This is a genomic window from Haloprofundus halophilus (assembly GCF_003439925.1).
In the GTDB taxonomy this organism is placed as follows: domain Archaea; phylum Halobacteriota; class Halobacteria; order Halobacteriales; family Haloferacaceae; genus Haloprofundus; species Haloprofundus halophilus.
The window spans coordinates 760,625-773,984 of record NZ_QQRR01000001.1; the positions used below are offsets into that span (position 1 = coordinate 760,625).

At 66.3% G+C, this 13,360-nt stretch carries 17 protein-coding genes; 4 read left to right on the forward strand and 13 right to left on the reverse strand.

The genetic code is table 11. The features are described 5' to 3' along the window. Positions 1–168 precede the first annotated feature (168 nt). The 6 genes from DV709_RS03805 to DV709_RS03830 all read right to left on the reverse strand — a co-directional run bounded on the left by DV709_RS03805 (position 169) and on the right by DV709_RS03830 (position 4,756). On the reverse strand, positions 169–1,140 hold the full coding sequence (locus DV709_RS03805; protein WP_117591894.1) for a phosphoadenosine phosphosulfate reductase family protein: 972 nt from the start codon (positions 1,138–1,140) through the stop codon (positions 169–171). A gap of 190 nt (positions 1,141–1,330) precedes the next feature. After that, positions 1,331–1,897 (reverse strand): DUF7110 family protein, encoded by a 567-nt coding sequence (locus DV709_RS03810; RefSeq protein ID WP_117591896.1) that lies wholly within the window; start codon positions 1,895–1,897, stop codon positions 1,331–1,333. Positions 1,898–2,026: 129 nt separating this feature from the next. Next, the gene (locus DV709_RS03815) at positions 2,027–2,371 is read right to left on the reverse strand and encodes a glutaredoxin family protein (RefSeq protein WP_117591897.1); all 345 of its coding nucleotides are present in this window, start codon (positions 2,369–2,371) and stop codon (positions 2,027–2,029) included. A 291-nt stretch (positions 2,372–2,662) separates the two neighbouring features. Next, positions 2,663–3,043, reverse strand: coding sequence for a cupin domain-containing protein (locus DV709_RS03820; protein ID WP_232819688.1), 381 nt, complete (start codon positions 3,041–3,043; stop codon positions 2,663–2,665). Further along, on the reverse strand, positions 3,040–3,687 hold the full coding sequence (gfcR, locus tag DV709_RS03825; RefSeq protein ID WP_117591899.1) for a transcriptional regulator GfcR: 648 nt from the start codon (positions 3,685–3,687) through the stop codon (positions 3,040–3,042). Before gfcR ends, DV709_RS03820 begins: the two co-directional genes overlap by 4 nt. Beyond that, positions 3,671–4,756 carry a glucose 1-dehydrogenase gene (locus DV709_RS03830; protein WP_117591900.1) on the reverse strand — a complete coding sequence of 362 codons (1,086 nt, stop codon included), beginning with the start codon at positions 4,754–4,756 and terminating at the stop codon, positions 3,671–3,673. The genes gfcR and DV709_RS03830 overlap by 17 nt, the downstream gene beginning before the upstream one ends. A 236-nt stretch (positions 4,757–4,992) precedes the next feature. Between DV709_RS03830 and DV709_RS03835 the strand changes: the two genes are divergently transcribed. Continuing rightward, positions 4,993–5,778, forward strand: coding sequence for an NRDE family protein (locus DV709_RS03835; protein ID WP_117591902.1), 786 nt, complete (start codon positions 4,993–4,995; stop codon positions 5,776–5,778). Positions 5,779–5,838: 60 nt separating this feature from the next. Further along, the gene (locus DV709_RS03840) at positions 5,839–6,192 is read left to right on the forward strand and encodes a helix-turn-helix transcriptional regulator (RefSeq protein ID WP_117591904.1); all 354 of its coding nucleotides are present in this window, start codon (positions 5,839–5,841) and stop codon (positions 6,190–6,192) included. 36 nt (positions 6,193–6,228) lie between these two features. Here DV709_RS03840 and DV709_RS03845 read toward each other — a convergent pair whose 3' ends face one another. From DV709_RS03845 to folP, 7 genes are all read right to left on the reverse strand, one after another. Beyond that, positions 6,229–6,645 (reverse strand): GNAT family N-acetyltransferase, encoded by a 417-nt coding sequence (locus tag DV709_RS03845; protein ID WP_117591905.1) that lies wholly within the window; start codon positions 6,643–6,645, stop codon positions 6,229–6,231. 71 nt (positions 6,646–6,716) lie between these two features. Then, entirely contained in the window at positions 6,717–7,469 is a 753-nt protein-coding gene (psmA, locus tag DV709_RS03850) for an archaeal proteasome endopeptidase complex subunit alpha (RefSeq protein ID WP_117591907.1), read from the reverse strand. Between the two features lie 5 nt (positions 7,470–7,474). Beyond that, on the reverse strand, positions 7,475–7,954 hold the full coding sequence (locus DV709_RS03855) for an Rpp14/Pop5 family protein (protein WP_117591909.1): 480 nt from the start codon (positions 7,952–7,954) through the stop codon (positions 7,475–7,477). Between the two features lie 6 nt (positions 7,955–7,960). Then, positions 7,961–8,632 carry a class I SAM-dependent methyltransferase gene (locus DV709_RS03860; RefSeq protein WP_117591910.1) on the reverse strand — a complete coding sequence of 224 codons (672 nt, stop codon included), beginning with the start codon at positions 8,630–8,632 and terminating at the stop codon, positions 7,961–7,963. Further along, a complete protein-coding gene (locus DV709_RS03865; RefSeq protein ID WP_117591912.1) occupies positions 8,616–9,314 on the reverse strand; it encodes an RNase P subunit p30 family protein in 699 nt (232 codons plus the stop codon). Before DV709_RS03865 ends, DV709_RS03860 begins: the two co-directional genes overlap by 17 nt. Positions 9,315–9,405: 91 nt before the next feature. Beyond that, positions 9,406–9,651: a hypothetical protein gene (locus DV709_RS03870; protein ID WP_117591914.1), complete on the reverse strand. Its 246-nt coding sequence runs from the start codon at positions 9,649–9,651 to the stop codon at positions 9,406–9,408. A 237-nt stretch (positions 9,652–9,888) separates the two neighbouring features. Continuing rightward, a complete protein-coding gene (gene folP / locus DV709_RS03875) occupies positions 9,889–12,381 on the reverse strand; it encodes a dihydropteroate synthase (protein ID WP_117591915.1) in 2,493 nt (830 codons plus the stop codon). A 144-nt stretch (positions 12,382–12,525) separates the two neighbouring features. Between folP and DV709_RS17960 the strand changes: the two genes are divergently transcribed. Continuing rightward, the gene (locus DV709_RS17960; RefSeq protein ID WP_198665642.1) at positions 12,526–12,948 is read left to right on the forward strand and encodes a hypothetical protein; all 423 of its coding nucleotides are present in this window, start codon (positions 12,526–12,528) and stop codon (positions 12,946–12,948) included. A 70-nt stretch (positions 12,949–13,018) separates the two neighbouring features. Next, positions 13,019–13,357 carry a hypothetical protein gene (locus DV709_RS03890; RefSeq protein ID WP_232819689.1) on the forward strand — a complete coding sequence of 113 codons (339 nt, stop codon included), beginning with the start codon at positions 13,019–13,021 and terminating at the stop codon, positions 13,355–13,357. The last annotated feature ends 3 nt before the right edge of the window (positions 13,358–13,360 follow it).

Consider the following 13,360-nt stretch of genomic DNA (forward strand, 5'->3'; position numbering starts at 1 on the left):
AGTGCGTCGCACTGTCTCTATCGGGTGCGAGCGGTCACGACGAACATACTAAGCGGTCATTTTCTGCGGTCGTCCCCGAGAACAGGGGTCACATCGGCGGTGAGAGACGCTTCGGAAAGGAGATTCAAAGATCGTTCGGCGGTGTCTCGGCGGCGTTTCGGCCGGTCTTCACATGTAACCGAGGTCGCGCAGGCGCTCCATCAGGTCCTCTTTGTCCTGGGCGCGGCCGGCGCGTTCGGTCGTGTTGTCGAGGTCCTGCAGCCAGGCGGGCGTGGACTCGGTCTTGTCGGTGGAGACCTCGCTGCCCAGCGAGCGGAAGCCCTCGAAGTACTTCGGCGACACCGGGATGTCCTCGTGGGTGAGGCCGTTGGGCAGGTCGTCGTAATCCTGCGGGACGTACCCTTCGTCGGGGTACTCGTCGACGCTCTCGGGCACGACGAAGTGCCAGAACGCCTCCCAGACGTCGGCCTCGTCGAACTGGAGAATCGGTTGAATGCGGTCGTGCGGCGGGTAGATCTCCGGGTCGTGACGCGGCGAGAAGAACGTCTCGTCGGCGCGGGCCTCCTGTTCGTCCCAGCGGATGCCGGAGATGATGCCGTCGATGTCCTCGGATTCGAGGGCGTCGTTCAGCGCGACGGTCTTCAGGAGGTGGTTGCCGACGTACGTGTCGAGCAGGAACGGGAACGTGTCCTCCTCGTACTCGAGGATGTTCCGGACGTGGTGCTGGTTGTGTTCGGAGAGCTCCGAAATCGGGATGTCGTCACCGGGAGTCAGCCCGTGTTCGTCGACGTAGTCGCCGACGTCGGTGTTGCGAGCGTACTTCACATCGAGGTCCCACTCGTCGGCCCAGCGCTCGACGAAGTCGAACAGGTCGTCGAAGTGCTGGTAGTGGTCGATGAACACCGCGGGCGGTTTTTCGAGGTCGTAGCGCTCTGCGACCTCGTTGACGAAGTACAGCGTCAGCGTCGAGTCCTTCCCGCCGGTCCACATCACCGCGGGGTTCTCGTACGCTTCGAGGCCTGTTTTCGTCACCTCGATGGCTTTCTCTATCTTGTGCTGGATGCTCGGATAGTCCTCGGCGGTCTCACCCTCACCGTCGGTGTAGTCTACGTCGACGTACTCTGGGAAGCCTTCGGGCATCTCGTAATGAGATATAATTACCGGAGTAAAGTGTCTTATGGCTCGTCGCAACGCGTGCGTCGGCGTGTGTTCGAATCGCACACTCGGCCCCTCGAGCGTGTCGTGTGCATCCACCGCATCGAACGTGTCGAAAGGCCGCGTAACCGCTCGTCCGGACCCGGTCTGTCGGAGAAACCGCCGCGCGTGCCGTTCAGTTGATGAACTTGTTGTCGCGCCAGTTGATGCCGTTGCCGCCCGAGCTGTTCTGCTGTGGGTTCTCGACCACCTCGACGCTCGCCGGGCGAACGTCGCCTTCGACGATGCGGGTCGCGCGGAGGTCGCCGTCTTCCTCCGTTATCGCCGTGAGCGTCCCTTTCTCGGCGAGTTTCGCTATCTCGCACAACACCTGAAACATCGGGAACTGTAGCGCCGTGTTCTGTAACACCGTCTCGCGGTCGCCCTTGAAACAGGCGAACTCGACGAGTTCGGAGGGAATCTCCTCCTCCTCGTCCTGGGCCCACTGCGGGCCGCCGGCGCGCGGTGGCTCCTCTTCGTACACGCGCGTCTCCGTGACGCTCGCCTTGAGCTGCGCCGTCGGCGTGTACTTGCTCAGGCTCTCGTCGTCGGAGATCGCTTTGATGATGAGGGTGTTGTTTCGTCGTGTGATGTCGATGTCGGCGACCTCCGTCGGGAGGTCGGGATTACCGTCGAAGTAATCCTCTACATCTTCGAGTGGCAGTTCGAGCGTCGAGTGAAGTCTATATACGCGGCCTGACATTTTCTTGTGCTTCTGATGGGGGATGGGTTGGTACTGCGCTGTACGCGCAAATGCCGGTACGCGTGTCCTTTAGGGGCTGTGGGGATATAGGGGCTGCCCTTCTATCCAAGATTACTGTTTGGAAATAAACTACGACGAGCCGAGCGTCGCTTCGAGTTCGCCGCGCTCGTCAAGTTCGGCCAGGATGTCGCTCCCACCGACGAACTCGCCGTCAACGTACGTCTGGGGAATCGTCTCCCACCCGCTGTGTTCCGACAGGGCGGCGCGGTACTGGTCGAGCGCCGGCAGCACGTCCACCGTCTCGAACTCCTCGCGATGCTGGCTGATGAGTTCGACCGCTCGCATCGAGTAGCCGCACTGCGGCATCAGGCGGTTCCCCTTCATGAACAGCACGACGTCGTTCTCCGCGATGGTCTCGTCGACTCGTTCTCGAACCTCGTCGGCGCTGAGGTCGCTTCCCGGTTGGAACGTCATGCGAATCGGTACGACACCCCGACAGATAGGGGTTGCGCCCCGTTGCGGTAGAAGGGTCGTTCACGCTCGCGGGGAGCGACGACCTACCGCTGGCGCGGGCCGCGACTCCGAGCGGCGCGAAGCTTCAAATACGAGGACGGGACCACCTGCTCGCGTGTCGTGACTATCGACCGCGGGCGGTTCGCGGGTGTGCGGCCACCCGCTCGCGGGGACGACTCGATATCGGATAGGCCGCCTGTTCGCCCATCTGTGGTGTCGCAACCTCCGTGTTGCTCGACACGACGCCGACGTTCAATCGAGGTACGTCGTCTCGGTCTGCGTCAACTCGTCCTCCCTGTCACCGGTGTTTCTGGTCGCCGCCGGTTCGAAGAGCAGTATCTCGGCTTCCGCGTCGGCGACGGGTCGATGTTCGACGCCGGCCGGCACGACGAGTAGTTCGCCCGACTCGAGCAGAGCGGCCTCCTCGTCACGGAACTCGATACGGAGTTCGCCCGAGACGACGAAGAACAGTTCGTCGGCGTCGTCGTGGCTGTGCCAGACGAACTCGCCTTCGACTTTGGCGAGTTTCACCTCCTGCCCGTTCAGTTCGGCGGCGACGCGCGGGGACCACTGCTCGTCGAACGAGTCGAACGCCTCGGCGAGTGCGACTTTCTCTGGCGGCAGCGTACTCACTCCTCGCCGACGCTGACGACGTTGATGAGCGAGTAGACCGGAACGCCGTCTATCTCCTCGATACCCTGTTTGTCGACGACGACGACGGCAGCCTCGACGGTCCCTCCGTGGTCGTGGACGGCTTCGATGGTCTGGCGCATCGTCGTGCCGCTCGTGATGATGTCGTCGACGACGTAGCAGCTGCGGTCGCGGATCTGCGCGAAGTTCCGCGAGAAACTACCGCCGAGTTCCTCGATGTCGCCTTCCTCCCACTGGTGTTTCGCGGGAGCGAAGGTGCCGAGGTCGGTGTCGAGTTCGCGGGCGACCACCGTCGCCAGCGGTGCGCCGGCTTTCTCGATGCCGATAGTGAGGTCGACGTCGTCGCCCTCTTTCCCGAGCAGGTCGGCCATCGTCCACGCCATGTAGCTGAGGCGGGCGCTGTCGCGGCCGACGGTGCTCCAGTCGATGTGGATGTCGTCGGGCCCGGTGCCGCCGGAGGGGGAGGCGCTCGTCGCCTCGGGTTCGGAACTCGTCGCGCCGCTGCGCTCGACGAGCCAGCTCGCCGTCTCGCGGGAGACGTTCAGTTCGTCGGCGATCTCGCCCTTCGAGAGGCCGCGTTCTGCCAACTCCGCCGCACTGGAGATGAGGTCATCGACGTTCTTCATACGTACTGAATTGCACGGCGGTTTTTATAGTGGTGTCGTCGTCGTCGAACGCTCGTTCGAACTCGTCGAGGCCGTAGATTCCGGTGACGAGCGAGTCCAAGAGCCACGCCGGCATCGACGCCAGCGACTCCGTCGCCGCCTCGAAGTGTCCGACGTGGGAGTTGACGCTGCCGACGAGCGCCTTGTTGTGGAGGACGAGCTCGCTGTGGAACGCGCCGCCGTCGACCTCGAACTCCCAGTCGCTGGGCACGCCTAGAAGCGCCGCCACGCCGTTCGGCGCGAGTGCGTGGACCGACTGGAAGACGTGTTTCGGGAATCCGGTCGCCTCGTAGACGAAGTCCATCGGTTCGTGTACCTCGGGAATCTCGTCGACCGGCGTCTCCCGGGAGTCGACGTACGTCGCGCCGAGCTCCTCGATAACGTCGATAGTCGGGTCGGGGCGGTCGCGGCGGCCCAGACAGTAGAGGCGGTCGGCGTCGTAGCCGTACTCGAAGCCGAGCATCGCCAGCGTCAGCAGGCCGAGGCTGCCGTTGCCGAGCACGAGCGCCGATTCGGGGCTCCACTCGAACGCGGAACGCGACGCGTAAGCGTGTTCGATGGCTTTCTCGGAGATGGAGACCGGTTCGACGAGGAAGCCGACCGACGCGAGCTCCTCGGGGATGGGCACGAGATACTCCTCGGGGCTCGTGAAGTACTCCGCCATGAAGCCGTGCGCGCCGTCGATGCCGCGCTCGTGGTACTCGCCCGCGGGAGCCATATCGGGTTCGCCCCGCTCGAAGTAGTCGTTGGGTCCGTTCGGCGGGCGGCGAACCGTCGGCACGACGACCTCGCCGCGTTCGAGGTCGGTACCGTTGGGGTCCTCGACGACGCCGACGGCCTCGTGGCCGAGCACGAGGAACTCCTCGCCCTCGGGGAACCCGCCGTGACCCCCGCTCAGCACCTCGTGGTCGGTGCCGTCGACGCCCACGCGAAGCGTTCGGACGAGCGCCTCGCCCGTCGACGGCTCCGGTTTCGGAACGTCGACGACGCCCGGTTTCTCGGCCCCCTCGTACACCGCTATCGCTTTCATACTCGGGCTAGGAGCCTGACCACCAAAACATTTATTCTCTCCCGAGTAAACACTACAACCGTCGGTGAGCCTCGTACGCGACGCTTCAGCCCCGTCGCGTGACGCGCAACACCAGCGAACGTCATCCAGCCTGCCAGCCACGTGAGCGCTCACCGCCACCCGTGCCTCTTTCGCGGTTCTCACTCGTCGAAACGTCCGCAACGGAGTTTATGCCGCGCGGTATCCTACACTCTCTCGTGTGTACACTCACTCTCGCGTGGCAGGTGTTTCCCGACGCGCCCGTCGTCGTCGCGGCCAACCGCGACGAAGCGTTCGGACGCCCCTCCGAACCCCCGGCGCGCATCGAGGACGACCCGGCTATCGTCGCCCCCCGAGACGCCGAGGCGGGCGGGACGTGGGTCGGCTACAACGAACACGGCCTGTTCGTCGGCATCACGAACCGCTGGATAGACGCCGACCCCGCCGCGGACCGCTCCCGCGGACTGCTCGTCCGCGACGCGCTCCGACAGGAGTCCGCCGAAGACGCTGCCCGTCTCGTCGAACGCGAACTCGACGAGCGGAGCTACGACGGGTTCAACCTCGTCGTCGCGGACGCAACTGCGGCAGTTCTCTTCGAGTGGGACGGTCGCCTCCGCGTCTCGCAGTTCGACCCCGGCGTCCACGTCGTCGTCAACGTCGGCGCCGACGACACTTTCACGATTCCGTCGGTCCGCTCCGAAGTCGGCGAGCGGCAGGCCGAGAACGCCCGCCGGCTCCGGGAGGCGCTACAGCCCGAGCCGGGCGAATCCTCGGAGGCGTGGCACGACCGGGCGGCGACGGCGCTCGGCGACCACGAGTACGGTGTGTGCATTCACGGGGGTATCTCCGAGCAACGCTCGGACGGCTCGTCGGGCTCGCCCGACGGTGGGTTCGGGACGCGCTCCTCCTCGCTCGTCGCCATCGGCGACGAGGGTGCGAGCTATCGGTTCGCCGACGGGCCGCCCTGCGAAACCGACTACGTTCGGGTCGAAAGCCACATTTAAGCGGGTCGCGGGACGTGTATCCAGTATGAACCTGCGCACGCCACAGACGGAGGTGTTCGCGTGAGCGCCCCGGACCTCGAAGCCGACCTCACGGCGGACGAGCGCCGCGGACTCGAACTCATCCGCGAGACGCGGGGCATCCACCAGAGCGACTTCTGGAAGCAACTCGATATCGGCTCTCGGAAAGGGAGCCGCATCGCGGAACGACTCGCGGATACGGGTCTCATCAAGCGCTCGGAGACGGTTTACGACGGACACAACACGTACTTCCTCGAACCGGCGGCGCGGGACCTCGACTTCTCGCTGCTCATGGCAGGCGACATGCTCTCGCCGTACATCGGCGAGGAGGAGATCGACCCCAAAAGCGACGCGTTCTCGCAGTGGCTGATGAACCTCGCGTACGACGAGTACTGAGCGCTCGCTCGTCCCGCAGTCCCGCTTTTCCCACCGCTACTCGGTGCTGAGATACATCGCCTTCGACGCCGGCCTGGTCTCCTCGAAGCCGAAGCGCTCGTAGAAGCCGTCCACGTCGGCGACGAGGTTCACGTACGCGTTCGGCGGGGCCTCCTCGTCGAGGAACGCGAGGAGTTCGTCCAGTATCTTCGTCCCGAGGCCCGCGCCCTGGTGGTCCGGATGAACGGCCATGTCCACTATCTGGTAGACGGTTCCCCCGTCACCGACGACCCGACCCATCCCGACGGGCGTCTCGGTTCCGTCTCCGTCCACGGCGAACGCGGTTGCCGCGAACAGCGTGTTCGGCAGGCCGCGCTCGGTACCCTCCCGGGAGCGCGGGCTCATCCCGGCGGCCTCGCGGAGCGATAGATACGCCTCGACGGTTGGCAGCGTCGCTCGGACCTCGTACTGCATACCGGAGAAGGGTCCCAACCGTCGACTTCAGTTTCGGTTCGCCGCGAGAGGCGGGATGTCGGTTACTCGCCTTACTCGGCTTCCTCGTCGTCGCTCGGCGTCAGGTCGTGCTCGGAGAGGTACGACTCGATTTCGTCGGCGGAGTGCTCGGTGTACTGCTCGGACTCCACGTCGATGGTGGCGAGACCGACGCCCTCGGGTTCGAGCCCTTCGTCGTTCGACTCCGCGAGCGCCGACAGCGCGAGACCGATGCCACCCTCCAAGTCGGCGTCCTCGGTGTAGTTCTCTTCGAGGTAGTCGCGGATGTCCGCGCGGTTCGCACCGACCGAGAGCGCCTTCCACTCGTACGGCGTCCCCGAGGGGTCGGTCTCGAACAGGCGCGGTTCGCCGTTCTCGATGCCGCCGACGATGAGCGCGACGCCGAACGGCCGCGCGCCGCCGACCTGCGTGTACTGCTGGATGTGGTCGGTGACCTCCTTCGTCAGCGACTCGATGCCGATGGCCTCGCCGTAGCGGAGGCGGTTGACCTGCGCGCGCTGTCGGGCGAAGTCGATGAGTTGGCGCGCGTCGGCGACGTGGCCCGCCGAGGCGATGCCGACGTGCTCGTCGGCCTTGTGGAGTTTCTCGACGCTCGACGGCTCCATCAGCGGCGAGCGGCTGCGCTTGTCCGCCGCCAGCACGACGCCGTCGGCGGTTCGGACGCCGATGCTCGCCGTGCCTCGCTTGACTGCTTCACGCGCGTACTCGACCTGGTACAGACGGCCGTCGGGCGAGAAGATGGTGATGCCGCGGTCGTACGCCTGCTGTTGCGCTTGTCCCTGCATAGGTATCACTCGAAATCGAGTTCCGTCGCGCCGAGAACGCCCGAGGGCAGGCGGATGCAGCGTACGTCGTCGCGTGCGACCGCCGGCCGCTCGGAACCCTCGAACACGACCTGTCTCTTCTCGGAAGATGCGGCCGCGCCGCGTAAATAGCTTTCTTCACAGGCGCGCACGGTGCCGGAGACGCCGCGGACTCGCACCCCGATTTCGTCGCCGTCGACGACGCTCAGGCAGGCGAGCGCCGCGCGCGCGTCGTCGACGTGGCCGCGCCGGACGCGGACGACGACCTCGCCGACGCCGTCGCCGAGTTCGAAGCTGTACACCGTGAGGTCGGCGTCCGCGCTCCCGGCGTCGCCCAACAGGTTCTGGGCGGCGTACCAGAGTTCGCGCTGGAAGTCGCCGCGACCGAACTCGGCGTCGGGCCACGTCTCGATACCGACCGCGAGGTAGCGCCAGCGCGGTCGGAGGTGTTTCGGCAGGTGCTTCATCGACGATTACTCGTCGGTTTCGGCATCGCCGCCGCTGCTGTCATCGTCGCCACCGCTGCTCTCGTCGTCGCCGCCGAACCGCTCGGCGACGAGCACGCCGACCTGGTCGTGGACGCGTTCGACGGCCGTCAGCGCGAACCCGGCGCCGGTGAGACAGTCGACGAGGTGGCCGACCGTCGACGGGTCGTCGACCTCGGGGCTGTAGAACGGCTCCTCGGGGTCGGGTTCGCCGAAGAACATCACGTCGCCGAGGACGAACTTCCGCGGGCCGAGGTCGGCGACGACCTCGATGGCCTCGCGCTTCTCATCGTCGGAGAGGTGGTGCATGGCGAAGTTCGAGACGACCACGTCTACCTCGCCGTCGTAGTCGGGTTCGCGGAACGAGCCGCGCCCGAACTCGACGTTCTCTATCCCCTGTTCCTCGGCTTTCTTCTCCGCCTGTTTCATCATCCCCTCGCTGATGTCGCGTCCGACGACTCGTTTCGCCTTTGGGGCGAGCGCGAGCGCGATGGCTCCGGTCCCTGTTCCGAGGTCGAGCACCACGTCGTCGGGGCCGGGGTCGGCGTGGTCGACGACGAGCGACGCGCAGGCTCTGTACTCGTCGGAGTCCTGGCTCTCGTCGTAGTCGGCGGCGATCTCCGAGAAGCGGACGGCGTGTTCCTCAACAGTCTTCTTCATACCTGCCCCGTTTGACCCCCGGGGCTATGAACGACTCGGACGTTCGCTCGCGGTTTCGGGCGGCGAGGCGGCCCCACTCGCGCAGGCCGGCTTTCACCTGGTCGGCCGTGAACCCCACGCGCTCGCCGACGGCGACGAGTTCGCGCGGCGCGCGCAGTTGGAGGTGCGAGGACGGATTCGCGCTGACGACGAACGGCACGTCGTAGTACTCGACGAGTTCGCGGAGTTTCCGCATCGACTTGAGCGCCTGCACGCGCTGGCCGCCGTCGGCGCGCAACACTCGGCGAAAATCGAACTCGACGCGGACGCCGTTTCGCTTCGCCGACTTGGCGAGCACGTGGTTGAAGTCGCCGCCGGACATCGGCCGCGACAGCACGTCGATTCGCTCTTGTTCTGTTGCGAAGCGATTCAGTTTGTCGTCGCCGCCGCGGAGGACGAGGAGCGTCGTTTTGGGTCGGAAGTTTCCGACCGCGCCGCTGGCTTGTTCGGGGGTCGCGGCGACGACTTCGACGGCGTCGACGACGTCGACGTTGTAGCGGTCGCTCGCGCGCTCGCAGGCGTCGAGGTCGGGTGCGCCCTGCGACCGGACGACGACGCCCTCGAAGCCGTAGTGGGCCGCCGTGCGGGCGAACCGCGAGGGGGTGCTGTCGCCGTCTGGGTACGCGTGGACCGCTTCGTACATGGTGGGCTGTCTGGGTTCTGTTCTCGGCGGTGGGTGCTTGTCGGTTTCGGGACCGTGCCGTGGTTCGAGGACGGCGTGTCGGGACGTGGCGCTAGTCGACGAGCGCGAGCACGGCGAGTCCGAGCGAGAGCGCGCCCAGGCAGAACACGGCAGTCGTGATTCCGCCGGGCAACGCGTCGTATCCGAGGTGCTCCAGTTCCGTCTGCAGGAGGATGCTCGTTATCCCGCCAGCGACGATGAGAATCGGCACGAGTAGCTGTGCCCGGAGCGGATGATTCCACGACTGCCAGTTCGACGAGAGCAGACGGGATTTGAGTTTTCCGACCGCGTCGGTCATACGCTATCGACTCAACGGAGTGGAATAAGTGTTCATGGGGTCCGGATGAGAGCAGCTACTGAGACTCGGACGAGCGGACTCGGCCGACGCACAGTCGCCGGGCGCACCGAGAGACCGCACCGCAACCGCCCGCCTCGGCCCTCCCCAGCCTCGTCGGGCGCATGAACGCGCCCGACTCCCTCGCGCGTTGGTCGCGCCACACAGGGCGCTCCCGCCGCGCGCCGTCGGAACCCCGCCCTACTCGAACCGACTCGGGTCCAGCGTCGCCTCCGCGACCCGCACGGCCGCGACGTTCTCGGGCACGTCGTGGACGCGGACGATATCTGCGCCGCGGTCGACGGCCAGCGCGGTCCCGGCGATGGTCGCTTCGAGGTTATTTCCGGCTTTCTGCCCGACGAGTTCGAACATCGACTTGTGCGAGTGGCCGACGAGAATCGGACAGCCCAGCGCCTCGAACTCGGAGAGTCGCGAGAGGAGTTCGAAGTTCTCGGGCTTCGACTTCCCGAAGCCGAGGCCGGGGTCGACGATGACGCGCTCTCGCGGGATGCCCGCTTTCTCGGCCAAGAGGATGCGCTCGTTCAGTTCCTCGATGACGTCTTCGACCACGTCGTCGTAATCGATCTCCTTGCCCGGCACGACCGGCGCGTCGATGCTGTGCATGACGATTACCGGGACCTCGCGCTCGGCGGCGAGAAATCGCATCTCCGGGTCTTCGAGGCCGGTCACGTCGTTGAGTACGTCCGCGCCCGCGTCGAGCGCCGCGCGGCCGACTTCGGCTCGTCGCGTGTCGACGGAGATGGCCACGTCGAGTTCGGAGATGGCCTCGATGACCGGGACGACGCGCTCGATTTCGTCTTCTATCGAGACGGGGTCCGCGCCGGGGCGGGTGCTCTCGCCGCCGACGTCGATAATCTCCGCGCCGGCGTCGACCATCGCCCGCGCTCTGTCGATTGCGTCGTCGGCGTCGAAGAACTCGCCGCCGTCGTGGAACGAATCCGGCGTCACGTTCAGGATGCCCATCACCGACGCGCCCTCGTCCCACGGGTAGGCCGATTCGTCGGCCACTCCGCCCTCGTCGAGTTCGAGACGTTCGCGGAGGTCGGCGCCGACTTCCGAGAGACCGTACGGGTGACCGTCGAGCGCGTCGAGCAGTCGCCCGAACTGCGCGAGCGTCCCCGAGAGGACGACGTCGTGGAGCTCGCCGTCGCTGTCGAGGCCGGCGACGACGCACTGTCCGTCGAGACGCGCCATTTCGATTTCGAGCGCCTGCGCCTGTCGGCTCTCGACCTGGGTCTTCACGACGCGGTGGGCGATATCGTCGCCGGCGGCGTCGACCGCCTCGGGCGTCGCGCCCGCTCGCTCCAGCGTCGTCCGCGCCTCGGCCCGAGAGGTGACCTCCTTGGGTATCCCCAGTCGCGTCCACCGCCGCCGCGCCTCGGCGACGCAGAACAGCGAACCGGTGAGGAGCACGCAGTCGTCGGGGTCGGCCCGGTCGAGGGCGCTCGACAGCGCGTCGGAGACCGAGTCGACGCTGTCGACGGTTTCGACGCCCGCCCGCTCGAAAACGCGTGCGAGAATCTCGGGGTCCTCCGCTCGGCTGAGGTTCGGTCGACACGTCGTCACGGAGTCGGGCGTCGGCAGGGCGGCAGCCATCTCGCGGTGGTCCTTGTCGTGCATCGCGCCGAACACCAGGTGGAGGTCGTCGTAGTCGAACTCCGAGAGCACGGCCGCGAGAACCTCGAACGCGCCCGGGTTGTGCGCGCCGTCGAGGACGACCATCGGCTCTCGCTGCATCACCTCGAACCGGCCCGGCCAGTGGGCGTTTCGGAGGCCGCGGGCGATGGTGTCGGTATCGAGCTCGACGCCGACCTCGTCGGCGACCTGTCGGGCGAGCGCGACGGCGACGCCCGCGTTCTTCGCCTGATACGCGCCGAGCATCGGCAAGCGGGCCTCGACTGCGAGCGCGTCCGAGACCGACTCCGATTCCGCCGAGACGGCGACGACAGACTCGGTGTGGTTGACGCGGCCCTCGTAGCTCACGCGGAAGTCGGGGTTCTCGGGGGCGTCGGCGTCGTTCGCATCCGCGACGGTGACGACCTCGCCGGCCTGCGCGCGGACGGCGTCCAGCGCTTCGCCCGTCGCGGCGGTGACGAGCGGTCGGTCGGCGGGGGCGACGTGGGCTTTCGTCGTCGCGATCTCCTCGATAGTGTCGCCGAGCACGGCCGTGTGTTCGAGCGTGACGTTCGTGACGGCGCTGGCGACGGGGTCGACGACGCTCGTCGCGTCGAGTTCGCCGCCCATCCCCACTTCGAGCACGGCGACGTCGACGTCGCTGCGGCCGAAGTACCAGAGGCCGAGCGCCGTCACCGCCTCGAAGAAGGTGAGCGGTTCGCCCGCTGCCGCGCGGTCGACGAGGTACGGCTTGGCCTCCTCGACGAACGCACAGAGCGCGGATTCGGGCATCTTCCGCCCGTCGACGCGGACGCGTTCGCGGAGGCTGTCGAAGTGCGGTGAGGTGTAGAGACCGACGTTGCACCCGGCTTCGCGGAGTGTCGACTCGACCATCCGCGCGGTGCTGCCCTTTCCGTTCGACCCCGCGACCTGAACGAACCGGACGTGCTCGTGGGGGTCCCCGAGGTGAGCCAGCAGCGCGCGAACCGACTCGGTCCCCGGTTTCACCTGAAAGCGGCGGAGGTCGAAGAGAAAGTTCGCCGCCTCGGAGTAGTTCATGCAACGGGTGAGTCTGCGACTCCGCTTAGGCCTATCGGACTACTGGGTGGACTCGCCGGTCGGCGAGGAGGACCGGTCGGATAAAAACGGCCTGAAGGAACAAGCCTACATCGGTTGTTGCTGGACCGACATCGTACAGACGAGATGCTCGGAACCGTTACTGTCGGTCGAAAGGCGGCGAAGTACGGCTACAAAAAGTACGGCGTTCCGGGTGCGGTCGTCGCCGGAGGGGCCGCCGTCGGTGGCGTCTACGTCGCCAGAAAGACGTTCAAGTCGAAGTTCGGCGGCGACGCCGAGAGCCTCGCCGAGACGACGGACGGCGAATCGGCGGACGGCGAATCGGCGGACAGCGAATCGGCGGACAGCGAATCGGCGGACAGCGAGTTAGTGGACGTCGAGTCGGCGGACGACGAGTCGACGACGGACGCAGACGCCGCCGACCCGGCGGAGACGGAGGCGGACGAGCGCGAGGACGTCGACAGACACGAAGACGTCGACGAAGACGAAGTCGACGAGTCTCGGGATACGGAGGCTGATTCGGATACGCAGTCGGACGACGAGACGTAGAGGTGTCAACCCGCCGTTCTCGACCGAACCTGCCCCAACGACTATCATTCTGGCTGCGGTGTATTTCGGTGTGACAGAGTACACGCTGCACGAACCGACGATTCGCGGTGCGACGCAGGACGCGCCGAACCGGTCGCTCTCGGAGGACGACTTCGCGACCGACGACCTCGCGGATCTCGACGATTACTTCCTGCTGTCGACTTCGGGCATCCCGCCGGAGTCGTTCGAGGACCTCTACCTACCGGTCGTCCACCTCGACCAGCGACTGAGCCTTCCCCTGCTCCGTCAGGCGCTCAACGACGTGGAGACGCTCGACATCGACGCCGAGACCAAGAAACAGACGATAGATCTGCTGCACTCGCTCGGCGAGTGCTTCCCGAACGATAGCCTCCGAAACGACGACAACTGACCG

Coding starts and splice junctions, on each gene's coding strand:
- DV709_RS03855 (WP_117591909.1), bottom strand. CDS start 7,954: ATGAAGCACCTGCCGAAACACCTCCGACCGCGCTGGCGCTACCTCGCG.
- DV709_RS03870 (WP_117591914.1), bottom strand. CDS start 9,651: ATGACCGACGCGGTCGGAAAACTCAAATCCCGTCTGCTCTCGTCGAAC.
- DV709_RS03865 (WP_117591912.1), bottom strand. CDS start 9,314: ATGTACGAAGCGGTCCACGCGTACCCAGACGGCGACAGCACCCCCTCG.
- DV709_RS03815 (WP_117591897.1), bottom strand. CDS start 2,371: ATGACGTTCCAACCGGGAAGCGACCTCAGCGCCGACGAGGTTCGAGAA.
- folP (WP_117591915.1), bottom strand. CDS start 12,381: ATGAACTACTCCGAGGCGGCGAACTTTCTCTTCGACCTCCGCCGCTTT.
- gfcR (WP_117591899.1), bottom strand. CDS start 3,687: ATGAAGAACGTCGATGACCTCATCTCCAGTGCGGCGGAGTTGGCAGAA.
- DV709_RS03810 (WP_117591896.1), bottom strand. CDS start 1,897: ATGTCAGGCCGCGTATATAGACTTCACTCGACGCTCGAACTGCCACTC.
- DV709_RS17960 (WP_198665642.1), top strand. CDS start 12,526: ATGCTCGGAACCGTTACTGTCGGTCGAAAGGCGGCGAAGTACGGCTAC.
- DV709_RS03830 (WP_117591900.1), bottom strand. CDS start 4,756: ATGAAAGCGATAGCGGTGTACGAGGGGGCCGAGAAACCGGGCGTCGTC.
- DV709_RS03805 (WP_117591894.1), bottom strand. CDS start 1,140: ATGCCCGAAGGCTTCCCAGAGTACGTCGACGTAGACTACACCGACGGT.
- DV709_RS03845 (WP_117591905.1), bottom strand. CDS start 6,645: ATGCAGTACGAGGTCCGAGCGACGCTGCCAACCGTCGAGGCGTATCTA.
- psmA (WP_117591907.1), bottom strand. CDS start 7,469: ATGCAGGGACAAGCGCAACAGCAGGCGTACGACCGCGGCATCACCATC.
- DV709_RS03860 (WP_117591910.1), bottom strand. CDS start 8,632: ATGAAGAAGACTGTTGAGGAACACGCCGTCCGCTTCTCGGAGATCGCC.